Below are 16186 nucleotides of genomic sequence, written 5' to 3'. Positions count from 1 at the left end.
CTGGGGGACTTTCTCTGGTTGTGTCGTTATAGGGTGGTTTGGAGCCGCTCTCCGGCCATCATGCGTCCTCACCCCTCTTTCCCTCTGCGGCCGCCTCCTCCGCCGCTTCCTCCTCAGCCTGCTCCAGCGCCTCCTCAATCAGCCCCAGGACGAACTCCCGCTGGGTCACTTTTCGTCCGCTGCGGGCGCTCTCGCGCTCCAGGTGCTGCTTGATCCGCTGGAACAGTTCCTCCGGGATCTGGAAGGCCATCGTTCTGCTGCCATTGTTCGCCATAGTCGTCTTACCTCCGTTTTCTTTCATCTCGTAGTATTCCATGAGTAACTGGGTGATGTACTGGCTGGTGGTCTGTTCCCGCTGCTCCCGCTCACCGCATACCTTGGCGTGAAGCTCCAGGGGGATCTGGGCACATAAGTTTTTGGTCTCTGCCATACCTGCCGGCCTCCTTCTTGTCCCTTGCAACGCAAAGTATAGCCGGAAAGCCAGGGAAAAGCTATTACCAACACCACCAGGGAATGGCGAACAAACGATAGCATAAGCACTAAAAGTAACAGCGCTGCGGGGAATGAAAAAAGCCGCCTGTGGGCTTCAGGTATTCTGAGGCCAACAGACGGCTTGATTTTTCTTCTTGTATGCCCTGGACGAATGCGGGGGAGTTCGAAACACTCACTCCCCTAAAAACTGGGTTTTGCATCACCCCCAGGGCCCTTTCCTGAAAAAGTTTGCTCCGATTTGTAAAAATAAACTTTTTTGCACTGGTTTCCTCTAAAACCTTCCCAAATAGCAGAAACACCGCACTTCTGTGCGGTGTTTCTGCCGTGTATCTTTTTTGTCTACACATTTTGGTGCGCGAGGCGGGACTTGAACCCGCACGTGCGTAATGCACACTAGAACCTGAATCTAGCGAGTCTGCCAATTCCACCACTCGCGCATCTTTAGCGCTCTTTGCAGCGCGAAAATTATATTACCATCTGTCCCCCCACTTGTCAACTCCTTTTTTCGATCTTTTTGCTTTTTTCTGGTGCGGAGTGGAAAATTCCAGTTGACAAATCCGTAACGGCTCGTTATAATAATCTAGCAGTCTTTCGAGACGACAATATGCGGATGTGCTGGAACTGGTAGACTGGCTAGCTTGAGGTGCTAGTGGCCCATGGCCGTACGGGTTCGAGTCCCGTCATCCGCACCAAGCTGGGAGCTACATTTTGGCCTTATAAAACGAGGCTGAAATGTAGCTTCTCTTTTTGCAGAAACCTCCATGTTATACTGCTCATGAACACATGAGTAGAGGTCATGGAGGTTTTGTCATGTCTGGAAATGTTATCGAGATACCACAAAATAAAAGACTGGCACCTATTTGGGTCCAGCAGCTTAGGGTGGCGGCCTACTGCAGGGTCAGCACGGGCCATGAGGAGCAGCAGAGCAGTCTGAAAAATCAAATCGAGTTTTGCACCGAATATATCCAGCGAAATCCTTATTGGCGTTTTGTCGCTGTTTACTATGATACCGCCTCAGGCCTGCGGATGGATCATCGCCCCGGCTACCAGCAACTGCTTAAAGATTGCATAAGAAAGAAGATCGACCTGATTTTAGTGAAGTCCCTCAGTCGGTTTGGGCGGGACACAGTAGAAACAATCAAACAGATACGGAGGTTAGCGCGTATGAATATCGGTGTTTATATCGAGACCGGAGGCATCAACACATTGACTACCAGTGACAGTATCATCGACCAGCTGGCCGCATTGGATCAGGCGGAGAGCCAGTTCCGCAGCGAGAACATCAAGTTTGGCATCCGCCATCGCATGAGGAGCGGCAAGACGCTCCTCAACCACACTCGCTTTCTCGGTTATACCAAAGGGCCAGACGGCGTATTGCAGATTGTTCCCGAGGAAGCAGAAATCGTCAGAATGATTTTTGACCTCTATGTGCAGGGGAATGGAGTACGCAAAATCAAGAAGTACCTTGAGTCCCATGGAAGCAAGACCGTGACTGGGAAATCAGAGTGGAGCACCTCCACCATCGACCGGATGCTGAGTAACGAGAAGTATGCGGGCCAAGTGCTAATGCAGAAAACCTATGTACCGAATTTTCTGACGGGCAAAAAAGAAAAGAACCGTGGGCAGTTGGAGATGTACCTGGTGGAGAACGCCCATGAGCCCATCATTGACCGGGAGACTTTTGACCGGGTACAAGAGATGAAAGGGCATATCAAACACACAGTACAAATGGAGCAGATGTTGTGATATAATATAAAAAATTCTTCAGATAGGAAAGCGGGGAATATAATTGAGTGATACCCAAAAATGCCCTATATGTGGTTCAGAAGCGCATTGTACACCAGACTTTCAAGAAAATCGAGTATTCTGGGGTTGTCCTGTTTGTGGGAGATTTCAACTTGGCTATTTTGATGGACTTTCCAAATTCAATTACAATCATCTTTTTTCTTATTTAGTATATCACCGTTTTGAATTTAATGATGTAGAATATCGCTACCACACTACTCTTGATAAAGATATTTGCGATAAGTATAAAAAAGAATTTGAAACAGGAAACAGAACACATGGTCATCCAGTTCATATGGATGTTGATATGATTGAAAACTGGTATCCCAAAACTTTTTCTGAGCGAATAGACTATATTCTTATGTATATCAATGCGCATACACCACATATTGGTCAAGAAATAACTTGGAACTATCCAGAAATGTTAGGTGCGTTATTTGTAGATCGATACGAAATCGATAAGAACTATTCTCTCGCAAATAGCATAAAACAATCTCCCCGAGATGAAGATGATTGTACAAAAGAAGCGGAATATATACTCAAATATCTTGTAAGCAACTCTTATATTGAATATACAGATGGCCCGGATACCAATGAGGCCGTGATACTCACATTGGCTCCCGATGGCTATAAAAGAGTTGATGAATTACTAAAAAATACTTCTTATGGGCATAGTGCATTAGTTGCCATGAAGTTTGGCGAAGATACGTACGATTTACGAGAAGCAATTCGTAAGGGCATTGCAAGTGCTGGTTACGTGGCTATATTTATCGATGAAGTACAACATAATGAGTTAATTACTCCAGAATTGTTAAAACACATTAAGGATAGCAAATTTGTTGTCGTTGATTTAACACATCAGAATAATGGTGCTTATTTCGAAGAAGGATACGCAATGGGATTGGGCAAGCCAGTAATTCAACTGTGTAGGCAAGGAACTCCACTACATTTTGATATTGCTCAAAAAAATACAATTATATGGGAAACTGAAACGGATATCCCAGAACGGTTGTATAATCGTATTAAAGCTACAATAGATTAATACTTCGTTCACTATAGCCTCCAAATTGGAAATATCGATTTTAACCGTCCCTTCCATCGTAGACAAAACCTGCGTATAACGATAGTTATATGCAGGTTTTGTCTATACTTTGTAAAAAAGTGTATTAAAACCACAGCATAGAACTGGCTACCATTACATATTGCAAGTGTCAGCAAGCAGATTTAAAGAGATGGTATCTCTCTTAAACCTGCCTTTATTTATGTTTTGGAAAGTGAGGTACCTGTGAAACTTCCGTATGGCTACGTTTTAGCTGGCAAGGAAATCACTGCGCATGAAGAAAAAACAGATGCTGTCCGCGGTATATTTAAATACTATCTTGCTGGAGCCAGCTTAGGAAAGATTGTTAATATGCTCTTTGCAAAAGGACTTTCCTTCTCAACCGGTCATTCCAAATAGACCAAGGCCGCTATGGAAAAGCTTCCCGTTAACAAGAAATCTATTACAATCGTTGGCATGAAAGTATATTGGGATGCTCAATCGAAGAGGATGTAAAATATTATTCCATGTAAAGTTCTCTCCTCCAATATTCCGTACTGCCTTATTTCCACACGCCGAAACTTTTTAATATATACCGATCAGATATTCAATGATATAGATTTTAGGTATCTTAAACGATTTCCCAATCTTCATTTAGTGGATTGCGCCATCCTTCAAAAGCTCATACGCCGTCTTCTTACCGATTCCGCTTTGAAATCTAAACAGAAAGAGATGTTCCAAAGGTATAGTGACCTCTGGAACATCTCTTTTTTGGTAGCTTAATTATCTTTAAATTTACGGTACAAGCACGAAAGCCCTCTCCTCCCAGCCGCTGCTTTGACTGTACGTTGTAATATTTTCCAAAGTTCTATTTTTACTTTTTATAAAGAATTATAGTCATTTATACAATTAAGCATGATTTTTTCATACCTAATAATTGCTGTTTGACGCTTGACCCTATAACTTCATCTAAACTTAGATGGAGCATTTTTCTCAATAAGAGTGCTTCAGGAGGGCATCCTTATGTCCAGAATATAAGCAACACCCCGTCTGCCGAACCACAGGAGGGGTGTTGCCCATACTTAATCTATGAACTTATTTTCTCAAAAGACAGGAGCACCTCAATTGCGCAACCACGCCTTCTCCAATACTTCTACAATCATCTGCGTCCCAGGCATACGGGCGTAGCAGCATCGACGGTACCCCTTTTCATCCTCGGTCTCCGACTCAAAAATGATCTCGCCCCCCTGGCCCACGATGAAATCCCGATAAGCCGGGTAGTCCTTGACGTAGTAGGCGGTGTGGTGCATCCCGCCTCCCACCTCATCTACGAAGCGCTTATGTTCAATCTCGCCAAAGACGGGCTGGAGCACCTCCAGCTTCAGGCTGTCGGTCCAATCCAGCATGGCGATCCGAATCTGGCAGCCTGGGATTTTCTCCCCCCAGGCCCATACATTCATGGGTATGAAGTCGTACACCTTCCCGGCGCCGTCGATCCCGAAGATCTGACGGATCTCCTCCAGCGCCCGGTCCATATCGGCCACGACGACACCCACATGGCCCACGGGCGGCAGACGGTCAATACTCATATCATCCACTCCTTGCTGTTAGACGCGGCCTTCCGGGCCGCGCCCTGTTTTTGATGGGGCCTCAGCAGAGCATCAGCCCGCAAAATTCATCCAGGTCCATGTTCTGAAAATACTGCCCGATTTCCCCCGCCGGCACCGCTGCCCGCAGAGCTTCCTCCCGCAGAGGACAGCCGATCAACCGCCGGGCCAGCTGGTCGGGTTCCTTTCGGGAGAAGAAGTCCCCATAGAAGGACAGCGCCTGGATTGCACCCTCCTTCAAATCCAGGCAGACCCGGATCTCGCCGCAGCCCTCTACCCTGCGGCGCTTGTCGATCTGACACCGGGGGGAACTGCCATAGTTCCACTCCCAGCGGTCGTACACCGCCTGCCGGATACGCTCCACCTGATTCAGATCCCCCCGATCCAGCTCATAGGGGACTAGGTCACATACCTCTCCCAGGCAGGACCACAGCCGCTCCATGAAGGATTCTGTGGGCATCGGCTGATGCATATAGGGCTTGATATTGGTGACCCGGCTGCGCACCGAGGGCAGGCCCTTGGAGGTCAGCTTGTCCCGGCTGGGAGCCAGCGCTGAGGACACCACGCTCAGGTCAGAGTCATACAGGAGCGTGCCGTGGTGCATCACCCGCCCCTCCTTCACATACTGGGAGTTGCCTGAAAACTTTCTGCCCCGGATGGTCATGTCATTTCGGCCGTTCAGCTCCGCGGGCACCCCCAGGCTCTCCAGCGCCCAGATCACCGGGCGGCAGAAGGTGGAGAAGTCAAAGTCGCTGCCCGTGTGGTCGGCGATGAAGGTGAAGTTCACGTTCCCCAGGTCGTGATAGACCGCCCCGCCCCCGGACAGCCGGCGGACCACTTGAATCTGGTTGGCCCGCACATAGTCGGCGTTGATCTCGGCGAAGGTATCCTGGTGCTTGCCCACCACGATCGTCCGGTCGTTGCGCCAGAGCATGAGATAGGACCGGTTCCGAGGCATCTGGTCAAAAATATACTGCTCCAGCGCCAGATTGAAGCGGGGGTCGGTGCTGGGGCTTTGGATGGCACGCATCGTGGCACAGGCTCCTTTCTCTCACAGGGATCGAATGAGCGCCGCGGCCGTCTCCGCCATCAGGCAGTGGCCGGCGGCGTTGGGGTGGAGGCCATCCGGCTGAAAGAGCCCCTCCTCTCCCCATCGGGTGAAGGCCCGGTCGAAGTCCAGGACCGGCAGACGGAAGGCGGCGGCAAAGCGGCGCAGCCAGCTCTGGTACTCGGCCAGCAGCTCTGCCGCCCGCTCCGGCATCAGCTCCGCCCACTCCCGCCGAATGGGCCGCCGGAGCCCCGGCGGGATCCCGATCAGCGGGAGGCCTCCTCCGGCGATGATCAGGTGGGCCATGGCCCCCATGTTGGACCTGGCGCCCGCCAGATCCCCGCCGTAGGCGATATCGTTGGTCCCGCCCATCAGGAGGACCGCGTCCGGGTGCTCCCGGACCAGCAGATCGGGCAGGACGGCCAGCATACCGCCGGTGGTGTTGCCGTTGACGCCCCCGCCCAGACCAGTCCCCGCGGGAGGCCGAAGCCATAGGTCAGGCTGTCACCCAGGCAGAGGATCCTCCCTGTCACAGGGAATTGATGGCCCGTCCGTTCCAGGCGGCCATAAAAGCCTCACCCAGGGCCTCGTTGACCGTGGGATGGGGGTGGATCGCATGGATCAGCTCCTCAGCGGTGCCCTCGGCGGCCATGGCCGCCGAGATCTCACCGATCATGTCGGTGACGTGCTGACCATAGAGGTGAGCGCCCAGGATTTCGCCGGTGTCCGCCGCCACGATCACCTTGAACAGGCCGTCCGTGTCCCCCGCGATCAGGGACTTGCCGTTGGCCGCCATGTTGAACCGCCCGATCTTCAGCCCGTCGCCGTATTTCTCCCTGGCCTGGGCCTCGGTGAGGCCGATGCAGGCGATCTCAGGCTCCAGATAGACACAGGATGGGATCCGGTCATAGCGCATCTCCTCCCCTTGGCCGCAGATGTCCGCCACGGCCACCATACCCTCGTGGGAGGCGGTGTGGGCCAGCATAACCTTCCCGTTCACGTCCCCGATGGCATAGATGTGGGGGATGTTGGTGCGCATATGGGCGTCCGTCCGGATCGCCTTCCGGTCGAACTCGATGCCGATCCCCTCTGCGTTGAGGCCCTGAGTGTTGGGAACACGTCCCACCGCCATGAGCACCATATCCGACTTTACCTGGCAGTTCTGCCCCTCAAACTCGTAGTACACCGTGTCGTCCTTCACCCGGCTGACCTTTGCGCCCAGCCGGAACAGGATCCCGTCCTTGGTCATCCGCTTCTCCGCCAGCCTGGAGACCTCGATGTCCACCATGGGCAGGATATGGTCCATCAGCTCCAGCACCGTCACCTTACTGCCCAGACGGTTCAGGAGATAGGCGAACTCCACGCCGATCACACCGCCGCCGATCACGGTGACCGAGGCGGGCACCTGATCCAGGTCCAGGGCCTCGGTGCTGGTCAGCAGGTGGTTTTCCCCCTCCAGCGCGATGAAGGGGGGCATGAATACGCTGGAGCCGGTGGCGATGATGATGTTGGCCCCGGTGATGCTCCTGCCGTCCACAGACAGGGTATGGGTATCGGCAAACGAGGCCATTCCCTCCACCACCGTTACCTTATTGCCCCGGAGCAGACCCTTGACGCCGTTGACCAGGGTTTTGACCACGGCTTTCTTTCTGGCCTGCAAGGCGGCCATATCCACCGCGATCTTGTCCGCCTCCACGCCCGTCACCGCGAAGCGGGCGGCATCCTTCACCTTGTGGTACACGTCGGCGGTCTGAATCAGCGCCTTGGTTGGGATGCAGCCCACGTTCAGGCAGGTGCCTCCGAAACCGGCCCCCTCGATGATGCAGGTTTTTTTCCCGCACTGGGCCGCCTTGATCGCCGTCTCATAGCCGCCGGGGCCGGCACCGATCACGACCACGTCGTAGTCGTATCCGGCCGGCTCCGCCGGGGCCGCGGGCGCGGCCTGGGGGGTGGCGGGGCCGTTGAGGACGGCATTGGGGTCCTCCCCCGGAGCGCCGATCACGGCGATGGGGGTGAACACCTCGGCGAAAGCCCCCTCCTCCAGCATGAGCTGGAGGACGGTGCCGTCCGCTGTGGCCTCTACGGGCATGGTGGTCTTGTCGGTGTTGATCTCAAAGAGCACCTCGCCCTTCTTTACCGTTTCACCCACCCGCCTGTGCCACTTGACCAGCTGGCCCTCGTCCATATTGAAGCCCAGCTTGGGCATGATGATGATCTCTGCCATGACGCTCCTCCACTCACATCAGAATCTGGATAGGATGCTCCAGCAGCTGCTTCATATACTCCACGAACTGGGAGGCCAGCAGGCCGTCAATGACCCGGTGATCCACAGACAGCTGTATGTTCATCATGGGCCGGATGGCGATGGCGTCCTCTCCGTTCTCATCGGTGGCCACAACGGGGGTCTTGCGCACGGAACTGACCGACAGGATCGCCGATTCGGGCGCGTTGATGATCGCGGTGAAGTTCCCGATGCCGAACATCCCCAGATTGGAAATGGAGAAGGTACCCTCGCTGTACTCCTCCGGGGCCAGCCGGCCCTCCCTGGCTCTGGCCACCAGATCCTTGCTCTCCCGTGCCACGTCGGTGAGGGTCTTGTTCTGCACATTCTTGATCACCGGGACAACCAGGCCGTTGTCACCAGCCACGGCAGTGCCCACGTTGATGGACCTGTAGGTGACAACCTGGTCGTCCTTCAGGGTGACGTTGATGCCGGGGAATTTCTTCAGGGCCTTGCAGGCCGCCATGGTCAGCAGGTCGGAGACGGCGATCTTTACCTCGCTGGTCTCGTTGAGCTGCCTGCGGAAGGCGGTCAGCTCGGTGGTGTCCACCGCGTCGGTAAAGTACAGGTGGGGCGCCGTGAACTTGGACTGGGCCAGCTTCTCGCCGATGATCCTGCGCACACCCTTGTAGGGAACGGCGGAGGCCACCTGTCGGGTGTCCGACCCGGCGGAGGCAGGCGCGGCCTTGGCGGCCGCGGCCTCCACGTCGGCCTTCATGATCTTGCCGGCGGCGCCGGTACCCTGGACAGCGGCCAGATCCACGCCCATTTGCCGGGCCACCCTGCGGGCCAGCGGGGATGCCTTGAGGTCCTTATAGGTGATCCCGCCCTGGAAGCCGGTGCCCTTGATCTGGGTCAGGGAGGCCGGGTCGATGCCCTCGTCCTGGACCAGCTTTCGGGCCTTGGGTGTCAGTTTCAGAGACTTCATGTCCACCGGCGCGGCAGGGGCCGAAGGAGCGGCGGCGGGCGCGCTTCCACCGGCCTGCCCCTGTCCGGCGGAAGCCAGGGCGGCATCCGGATCCTCCCCCGGTGCGCCGGTCACGGCGATGGGGGTAAACACCTCGGCGAAGGCACCCTCCTCCAGAATGATCTTCAGGAGGGTGCCGTCCTCGGTGGCCTCCACGGGCATGGTGGTCTTGTCGGTGTTGATCTCAAAGAGCACCTCGCCCTTCTTTACCGTCTCGCCCACCTGCTTGTGCCACTTGACCAGCTGGCCCTCGTCCATGTTGAAGCCCAGCTTAGGCATGATGACGACTTCAGCCATTGCGATGCCTCCTTACACCATCTCGCGGATCTTGGCCGCGATCTTCTTCTCGTCGGGAATCAGCGGGAACTCCAGCGCGGGGCTGAAGGGCAGGGGCACGTCGGCGGTGCCCATCCGCTGGATGGGGGCGTCCAGATCATAGAACACGTCGGGCATGATCCGGGAGGCGATCTCGCCGGTGATGCCGAAGCTGAGGTGGCCCTCGTCTACGATCAGCAGCTTGCCCGTCTTTTTCACCGACCTGATGATTGTCTCGGTGTCCAGGGGCACGATGGTGCGCAGGTCGATCAGCTCGGCGCTGATGCCCTCCTTCTGTAGCTGCCGGACCGCCTTCTCCGCCTTGATGGTCATCATGGAGTTGGTGACCACGGTGATATCGGCGCCCTCCGCGACGATGCGGGCCCTGCCGAAGGGGATGCACACATCCTCCTCCACCTCCGGGACATCGTTGAACTTGGTGGTATAGAGCATCTTGTGCTCAAAGAACATAACGGGGTCGTTGTCCCGGATGGCGGTCTTGAGCAACCCCTTGCACTCGCCGGCGGTGGAGGGGACCACCACCTTGACGCCGGGGATGTGGGCGGCCCAGGCATGGATGGACTGGGAGTGCTGAGCCGCGGAGGAGCGTCCGCCACCCAGGGGCAGGCGCACCACCATGGGCACGTTGCACTGGCCGCCGGACATGTAAGTGATCTTGGCCATCTGGTTGAAGAGCTGGTCGCCGCAGACCATCATGAAGTCGGCGAACATCAGCTCCACCACCGGGCGCAGGCCGGTCAGGGCCGCGCCAACGCCCATGCCCACGAACCCCTGCTCAGAGATGGGGGTATCCTTTACACGCAGATCACCGTACTTGTCCCGCAACCCCACGGTGCACTTGAAGTTGCCGCCGATGACGCCGATGTCCTCGCCCATCTGGAATACGGTATTATCCCGCGCCATCTCCTCGTCCAGGGCCTCCCGGATGGCGTCTCTCACCATCAATTCTCTCATGATCTGAACCTCCCTTATTATCAAACAGATGCGGCGATATCTACAAACACATCCTTGTAGGCCTCGGACACGTCGGGATAATCGCTCTCCTCGGCGAACTTACAGGCCTGGGCGATCTCCTTCTCCACAGAGGCGCGGATCTCTTCAATCTCGCCGTCGCTCAGCAGTCCCTTCTCCTGCAGCACCACCAAGGGCTCGCGGGCCTTCCATGCGGCCAGCTCTTCAGGGGCGCGGTACTCGCCGGGGTCGCCCACGTGGTGGCCCTGCCAGCGGTAGGTCTTGCACTCGATGAGGGTGGGCCCCTCGCCCTTGCGGGCCCGCTCAACCGCCCTGGAGACGGCCTCGTACACCGCGTAGACGTCGTTGCCGTCCACAGCCTCGCCCGGAATCCCATAGCCCTCGGCCCGCTTATAGAGGTCATGCTCCTTTGTCACCCGGCGGATATCCACCGAAATGCCGAAGAGATTGTTCTCAATAATATAGACGATGGGCAGGTTCCAGGCAGCGGCCATGTTGATGGACTCATGGAAGGTCCCCTCGTTGGACGCGGAGTCGCCGAAAAAGGCCAGGGTGACCTGCTCGGTGCCCCGGAGCTTGGCGGAGTAGGCCGCGCCGGTGGCGATGGGGATTTCGCCGCCCACAATGCCGTTGGCGCCCAGGATGCCCTTGTCCATGGCCATGATGTGCATGGAGCCGCCCTTGCCCTTGGAGTAGCCGGTCTTTTTTCCCAGGATCTCGGCCATCATCCGGTCCAGATCGGCGCCTCTGGCCACCAGGTGGCCGTGGCCGCGGTGGGTGGAGCCGATATAGTCGTCCTCACGCAGAGCGACACACGCCCCGGCGGCCACCGCCTCCTCCCCCAGATACAGGTGCGCCAGGCCTGGCATCAGGCCCCGCTTATAGAACTCAAAGACCTCCTCCTCGAAGCGGCGCATCCGGTACATTACGGTATAGAACTGCTTTGCCAGCTCCTTCGGTTCCTTTTTCGTGCTCATATATTTTACCTCCCAATGTCAGTTGATGACCCGTTCTCGTTCAGACAAAGTCAGCGCATTACCGTGCCGCCGTTGATATCCACGATCATGCCAGTAACATAGCGGCTGTCCTCGCTCGCCAGGAAGCTCACCACGTCGGCCACGTCTTCAGGGGTACCCAGGCGCTTCATGGGGACCATGTCGTCCCGATAACCGGCGTTGCGGGTCATCTCGGTCATGATGTAGCCGGGGGCCACCGCATTGACGGTCACCTGATAGGGCCCCATCTCCCCGGCCAGGGACTTTGTCATGCACCAGACCGCAGCTTTGCTGGCGGCGTAAATCGGCGAGGCGGCCAGACCGCCCGTCTCGGCGGACTGGGAGGCCATATTGATGATCCGCCCGGCCTTTTTCTCCTTCATGGTGGGGATCACCGCCTTGCAGAAGAACACATCGCCCATGAAGTTGATGCCGAAGATTTTGTCCCAGTCGGCCTTGGTGTACTCCACAAAGGGCTTTTTCAGGGACAGGATGCCGGCGTTGTTGACCAGCACGTCCACCGTACCGAACCGTTCCAGCACCTTTTGCACGGCGGTGTTGACCTGCTCCTCCTGAGAGACGTCGCACTGCACGGCCATGGTGTCCGCGCCATACTGCCCGGCCAGCTCCTCGGCGGCTGCGACGGCGGCCTCCTGGTTGATGTCCACGATGGCCACCCGCATTCCATCCTTCACCAGCCGCACGGCGATGGCCTTGCCGATGCCCTGGGCTGCCCCGGTCACGATCGCTGCCTTGCTCATAAGCGCCATGAGAATCTCCTCCTTTTATCATTGCGCCCAGTCCCGCTCCCCCGGCCAGAGGGATTCCCCCGGCGATCCCCGCCCTCTAAGTCGGGGACAGGCAACCGGGACTGGAGCGGTCTTAAAACAGCTCCTGATAGATCTTCAGCACCCGCGCCTCGTCCAGAGGGACGAAGTTGTTGGCCATCAGGCGGCCCTGCTCGGTGACCACGCTGTGGGCGAAGACGGGCAGATCCTCCCTGGTCACGCCGTACTCGCGGAGGGGCCGCTTGGGCAGAATCTGGTCCAGCAGCTTCTCCAGCTCGTCATAGACCACGTCGGGCATACAGCCCAGCAGGTCGGCCAGATACTGGTTGAGGACCGCAATCTCCCCGTCCCGGCGGAGCTCCATGTAGTTCTTGAGCACCCCTGTAAACATGGCGTAGTTGCTCTCGCCGTGGGCCACATGATACTTGCCGCCCAGGGGGTAGCTGGTGGCGTGGACGGCGGCGCAGCCGGCGGTGCCAAAGGCCAGGCCCGCATAGTTGGAGGCCAGCAGGAAGTCGTTGAGCAGAGAGAAGCGGCCCTCCGGCCCCTTCTTGGTGATGGTCTGATAGCCCCGGATGATCATCTCAATGGCCTTATAGCCAAAGAGCTTGGTGTAGGGGGTGGCCTTGGGGGACAGGGCGGACTCCACCGCGTGGACCAGGGCGTCGATGGAGCTGGCGGCGAACACCTTGAACGGCAGGCCCTCCAGCAGCTGGGGGATCAGCACCGCGTAGTCGGCGTACATGGCGGGGCTGACCAGGCCAAGCTTGGTTCCTATGCGGGTGCGGGCCATGATGGAGATATTGGTCACCTCGCTGCCCGTGCCGCAGGTGGTGGGGATGATGATCAGCTCCCGCTTCTTTTCCAGATCGGGGGCCTTGTCATAAAGGTCGTCCACCCCCTCGCCGTCAGAGACGGCCAGCACCTTGGCGATGTCGATCACCGTGCCGCCGCCGATGGCGATCACCCGCTTACATCTGGTCTTGGCCGCGTCGGCCAGGATCGCATCCACCATCACGTCGGTGGGCTCCCCGGCGCCATACTTCTCCTGGAAGATCACATGGCAGTTCAGGTTCTCCATACAGCCGAAGTAGGGCTCATAGATATAGGCGTTGCTGAGGATCAGGTCGTCTCTGTTGAGGCGGAACGCCTCGGCAAACTCTTTGCAGGTGTCGAAGCCGTACAGAGTCGGCTTCCAGATCATTTCCAGCATAGCAATGTTCCTTTCTCGATTTCAGAGCGTGATCGGATTTCTCCAGCCTCTCCGCCTGGTCACACCAGGCCGAAGAGCATATACAGGGCCACCGTCAGCACACAGCCCAGCGTCGTCAGGCCGATGTTAGTGACGAAGAAATAGGGATAGGTCTCCTTGGGGGTCTGGTCGGTGTAGATGTTGGCCGTCACATAGCCGCCGGAGTGGGGTAGGGAGTCCAGGCCGGCGCCCGCCCAGGTGATGGAGCGGTGGAGGATCTGCGGATCGATTCCCTGCGCCTGACACAGCTGCACATACTGGGGACCAAGGGCCGCCAGGAACACGGACAGGCCGCCGGAGCAGGAGCCGCAGGCCGCAGCTACGATGGCGGTGGCCACGCAGGCAGAGATCAGTGGGTTCATATCCAGGCTCAGTGCGAATTCCTTGACCAGCTCGAAGCCATGGGATCCCTGGACTACGCCGCCGAAGCCGGTGACCACGGCGGTGTTCATCAGGGCGATCAGGCTGTTGGTGGCCGCATCATTGACCGAATCGCGGAAGGCGTGGATCCGCTTGTGGAACAGGGCAAAGGCCAGCAGGCAGCCCAGGGCCAGGGACTGGATGACGATGTAGTTGGTGCTCCAGGTGACAGCGTCCTTCAGCACCTGCTGCATCACAAAGATATACAGCACCACGAATAAGATAGGAATGACAGCCAGACCGAAGGGCAGCATCCCGGTGCGGTCGGAGATATCGATGGCCTCCAGATCGTCTTTTCGTCCGGGGACGAAGCCGATGCCAGCCGCCTTCAACCGCTTGTCGTTCCACTCCAGCCATACCATGCTCAGAGCGAAGATGATGCAGGAAACAACGATACCGTTGAGGGGAGCAGCGTAGGCCGTGGTTCCCAGTACCTCAGTGGGCATGATATTCTGGATCTGTGGGCTGCCCGGCAGGCCCACCATGGTGAAGGAGGCACAGCCGGCGAACAGCGCCGCAGGGAACAGCCGCTTGGAGACGTTGCCCTCCTTGAACAGAACCAGGGCGATCGGGTACAGGGTGAACACCACCACGGCAAAGCTGACGCCGCCATAGGAGAGGACGGCAGAGGTGATAACCACAATCAGCAGGGCCCGCTTGCTGCCCATCAGATCCACGATTTTACAGGCGATGGATTTGGCCGCACCGCTGCTCCCCATCAGTGCGCCGAACAGCGTGCCCAGGAAAAACATCAGGAAGTAGTCGCCCGCATAGTTCTTCATAAAGGTTCCGTAGTGGGTGCTCAGCGCCTCCCAAAGGTCCATGCGGTTGGTGATGACGACAACCAGCGCGCCCACGATGGACGTGGGGATCATGCCCCAGCCTTTAAAGCCCATCATGATCAGGACTGCCAGCCCCAGGACCAGGCCCAGTATGGAGATAATGTCCATGATTCTCCTCCCTCTTTATTTGCAGACTTGTTTTGATCTGTTTCGGGGTCACTGCGTCTCGATGATTACCTTGGTGTCCAGGCCGCGGGCGGCCTTCATGGCCTCAAAACCCGCCTGGACCTCCTCCAGTTTGATGCGGCGAGAGATGTATTTCTTTACGGAGATCCGGCCAGAGGCCATGGCGTTGATGACGGTCTTGAATTCATCGAAGTTGTGGCCCTTGCTGCCACGGAGGAGCACCTGCTTGAGCACCAGCCGCTCATAGTCTAGAGGGAACTGAGCATGGGGCAGGCCCACGGCGGTGGCCCGCATATAGAACTCCGGCTTGAGGGCGCGCAAGCCGGTGTTGAAGGCGCTGGGCACCCCCACGCAGTCAATCAGCAGGTCATAGCCGCCCCCCGAGATATCCAGCAGCTGCTGCTCCAGGTCGGGGGCGTCGGCAGCCACCACATGGTCAGCCACCTGATAGCCCCGGATGATCTCCCGCTTCTGGGGGTTGAGCTCTGAGACGGTGATCTCACTGGCGCCGAAGGTTCTGGCCCACTCTGCACAGCTCATGCCAATGATCCCGCCGCCCAGGATGAGCACCCTGTCGTTGGGCTTCACCTGACTGACCTGGATGGCGTGAAGGCCCACCGCGAAGGGCTCGGCCATGGCCCCCTCCTCGTTGGTCACATTATCCGGGAGCTTGACCAGACTGTGGGGGAACCAGGTGGTGTACTGGCTGTAAGCGCCGGGATGGCCCAGCTCGCCGCCCTTCCAGGTGAAGACCCTGCGGTTGGTGCAGTGGTCCCAGTCGCCAGCCAGGCATGCCTCACAGTGGCCGCAGGGCTCCTGAAATACGTTTTGGGTGTACCCGGCCACCCGGTCGCCCGGTTTGAGGGCCCGGTTGGTGCCTGGGGCCACTACGACGCCTGAGTACTCGTGTCCGATGACCACCCCACGGTATCGCTCGCCCTCGTGCCAGTAAGAGGTATCCGTGCCACAGACGCCAACATGGGTCACCTGGAGCACCGCGCATCCATTGCTTTTCAGCTCTCCTTCCCGGATCTCGAACCGCTCGTTGCCGCTCAAAACGGCATACTTCATCGTGATCGCCTCCCATTCTTTCGATTTGTCCCCGTGGGTCCTGCTCCGCCAGCAAACGGGGACGGTCATCTGCGTACCGCACCCGGTCTTGTTTTTGATAAACACGCAAATGCCATGCCAACTCTTCCCCTCCGCAAACCCTTGAAAAACCAAGGCAAACCGGGA

The 16186-nt window shown here is 57.3% G+C and carries 15 protein-coding genes and 2 tRNA genes; 4 read left to right on the top strand and 13 right to left on the bottom strand.

Going from position 1 to position 16186, the window contains the following annotated elements; all coding sequences use genetic code 11:
- Positions 1-58: 58 nt before the first annotated feature.
- Both ACESY8_RS05540 and ACESY8_RS05535 read right to left on the bottom strand, forming a co-directional pair.
- A complete protein-coding gene (locus ACESY8_RS05540) occupies positions 59-430 on the bottom strand; it encodes a hypothetical protein (RefSeq protein WP_054338702.1) in 372 nt (123 codons plus the stop codon).
- Between the two features lie 411 nt (positions 431-841).
- Positions 842-929, bottom strand: a tRNA-Leu gene (locus ACESY8_RS05535).
- Between the two features lie 169 nt (positions 930-1098).
- Here ACESY8_RS05535 and ACESY8_RS05530 point away from each other — a divergent pair.
- The 4 genes from ACESY8_RS05530 (at position 1099) to ACESY8_RS05515 (ending at position 3736) form a co-directional block, all read left to right on the top strand.
- Positions 1099-1184, top strand: a tRNA-Leu gene (locus ACESY8_RS05530).
- Positions 1185-1302: 118 nt separating this feature from the next.
- Complete coding sequence (locus ACESY8_RS05525; RefSeq protein ID WP_054338701.1) at positions 1303-2238, top strand: recombinase family protein; 936 nt, start codon at positions 1303-1305, stop codon at positions 2236-2238.
- Positions 2239-2281: 43 nt separating this feature from the next.
- Positions 2282-3319, top strand: coding sequence for a hypothetical protein (locus ACESY8_RS05520; RefSeq protein WP_207753748.1), 1038 nt, complete (start codon positions 2282-2284; stop codon positions 3317-3319).
- A gap of 243 nt (positions 3320-3562) precedes the next feature.
- The gene (locus tag ACESY8_RS05515; RefSeq protein WP_021632812.1) at positions 3563-3736 is read left to right on the top strand and encodes a hypothetical protein; all 174 of its coding nucleotides are present in this window, start codon (positions 3563-3565) and stop codon (positions 3734-3736) included.
- Between the two features lie 701 nt (positions 3737-4437).
- Here ACESY8_RS05515 and ACESY8_RS05510 read toward each other — a convergent pair.
- The 11 genes from ACESY8_RS05510 to ACESY8_RS05460 all read right to left on the bottom strand — a co-directional run bounded on the left by ACESY8_RS05510 (position 4438) and on the right by ACESY8_RS05460 (position 16021).
- Complete coding sequence (locus tag ACESY8_RS05510; RefSeq protein ID WP_054338699.1) at positions 4438-4905, bottom strand: VOC family protein; 468 nt, start codon at positions 4903-4905, stop codon at positions 4438-4440.
- A gap of 61 nt (positions 4906-4966) precedes the next feature.
- A complete protein-coding gene (gene lplA, locus ACESY8_RS05505) occupies positions 4967-5953 on the bottom strand; it encodes a lipoate--protein ligase (RefSeq protein ID WP_054338698.1) in 987 nt (328 codons plus the stop codon).
- A gap of 21 nt (positions 5954-5974) precedes the next feature.
- The gene (locus tag ACESY8_RS05500; protein ID WP_498794657.1) at positions 5975-6400 is read right to left on the bottom strand and encodes a GDSL-type esterase/lipase family protein; all 426 of its coding nucleotides are present in this window, start codon (positions 6398-6400) and stop codon (positions 5975-5977) included.
- A 100-nt stretch (positions 6401-6500) separates the two neighbouring features.
- Positions 6501-8195, bottom strand: coding sequence for a dihydrolipoyl dehydrogenase (lpdA, locus tag ACESY8_RS05495; protein WP_054338697.1), 1695 nt, complete (start codon positions 8193-8195; stop codon positions 6501-6503).
- 13 nt (positions 8196-8208) lie between these two features.
- A complete protein-coding gene (locus ACESY8_RS05490) occupies positions 8209-9516 on the bottom strand; it encodes a dihydrolipoamide acetyltransferase family protein (RefSeq protein WP_054338696.1) in 1308 nt (435 codons plus the stop codon).
- A 12-nt stretch (positions 9517-9528) separates the two neighbouring features.
- Positions 9529-10509: an alpha-ketoacid dehydrogenase subunit beta gene (locus ACESY8_RS05485; protein ID WP_024724558.1), complete on the bottom strand. Its 981-nt coding sequence runs from the start codon at positions 10507-10509 to the stop codon at positions 9529-9531.
- A gap of 20 nt (positions 10510-10529) precedes the next feature.
- The gene (locus tag ACESY8_RS05480; RefSeq protein WP_009257736.1) at positions 10530-11504 is read right to left on the bottom strand and encodes a thiamine pyrophosphate-dependent dehydrogenase E1 component subunit alpha; all 975 of its coding nucleotides are present in this window, start codon (positions 11502-11504) and stop codon (positions 10530-10532) included.
- Between the two features lie 50 nt (positions 11505-11554).
- Positions 11555-12292 carry an SDR family NAD(P)-dependent oxidoreductase gene (locus ACESY8_RS05475; protein ID WP_257590953.1) on the bottom strand — a complete coding sequence of 246 codons (738 nt, stop codon included), beginning with the start codon at positions 12290-12292 and terminating at the stop codon, positions 11555-11557.
- Between the two features lie 112 nt (positions 12293-12404).
- Entirely contained in the window at positions 12405-13523 is a 1119-nt protein-coding gene (locus ACESY8_RS05470; RefSeq protein ID WP_434307715.1) for a 4-hydroxybutyrate dehydrogenase, read from the bottom strand.
- Positions 13524-13582: 59 nt separating this feature from the next.
- Positions 13583-14932: a GntP family permease gene (locus tag ACESY8_RS05465; RefSeq protein WP_009257733.1), complete on the bottom strand. Its 1350-nt coding sequence runs from the start codon at positions 14930-14932 to the stop codon at positions 13583-13585.
- Between the two features lie 48 nt (positions 14933-14980).
- A complete protein-coding gene (locus ACESY8_RS05460) occupies positions 14981-16021 on the bottom strand; it encodes a zinc-dependent alcohol dehydrogenase (protein WP_009257732.1) in 1041 nt (346 codons plus the stop codon).
- Positions 16022-16186: the final 165 nt, after the last annotated feature.

The organism is Clostridium sp. ATCC BAA-442, assembly GCF_964239415.1.
GTDB classification, from domain to species: Bacteria; Bacillota; Clostridia; order Oscillospirales; family Oscillospiraceae; genus Flavonifractor; species Flavonifractor plautii.
This window is presented reverse-complemented; position numbering and strand designations above follow the sequence as displayed.

Bases quoted from the DNA above. Each gene is read 5' to 3' on its own strand.
- ACESY8_RS05540 (WP_054338702.1), bottom strand. From the start codon at position 430: ATGGCAGAGACCAAAAACTTATGTGCCCAGATCCCCCTGGAGCTTCAC.
- ACESY8_RS05525 (WP_054338701.1), top strand. From the start codon at position 1,303: ATGTCTGGAAATGTTATCGAGATACCACAAAATAAAAGACTGGCACCT.
- ACESY8_RS05510 (WP_054338699.1), bottom strand. From the start codon at position 4,905: ATGAGTATTGACCGTCTGCCGCCCGTGGGCCATGTGGGTGTCGTCGTG.
- lplA (WP_054338698.1), bottom strand. From the start codon at position 5,953: ATGCGTGCCATCCAAAGCCCCAGCACCGACCCCCGCTTCAATCTGGCG.
- ACESY8_RS05500 (WP_498794657.1), bottom strand. From the start codon at position 6,400: ATGCTGGCCGTCCTGCCCGATCTGCTGGTCCGGGAGCACCCGGACGCG.
- lpdA (WP_054338697.1), bottom strand. From the start codon at position 8,195: ATGGCAGAGATCATCATCATGCCCAAGCTGGGCTTCAATATGGACGAG.
- ACESY8_RS05490 (WP_054338696.1), bottom strand. From the start codon at position 9,516: ATGGCTGAAGTCGTCATCATGCCTAAGCTGGGCTTCAACATGGACGAG.
- ACESY8_RS05485 (WP_024724558.1), bottom strand. From the start codon at position 10,509: ATGAGAGAATTGATGGTGAGAGACGCCATCCGGGAGGCCCTGGACGAG.
- ACESY8_RS05480 (WP_009257736.1), bottom strand. From the start codon at position 11,504: ATGAGCACGAAAAAGGAACCGAAGGAGCTGGCAAAGCAGTTCTATACC.
- ACESY8_RS05475 (WP_257590953.1), bottom strand. From the start codon at position 12,292: ATGGCGCTTATGAGCAAGGCAGCGATCGTGACCGGGGCAGCCCAGGGC.
- ACESY8_RS05470 (WP_434307715.1), bottom strand. From the start codon at position 13,523: ATGCTGGAAATGATCTGGAAGCCGACTCTGTACGGCTTCGACACCTGC.
- ACESY8_RS05465 (WP_009257733.1), bottom strand. From the start codon at position 14,932: ATGGACATTATCTCCATACTGGGCCTGGTCCTGGGGCTGGCAGTCCTG.
- ACESY8_RS05460 (WP_009257732.1), bottom strand. From the start codon at position 16,021: ATGAAGTATGCCGTTTTGAGCGGCAACGAGCGGTTCGAGATCCGGGAA.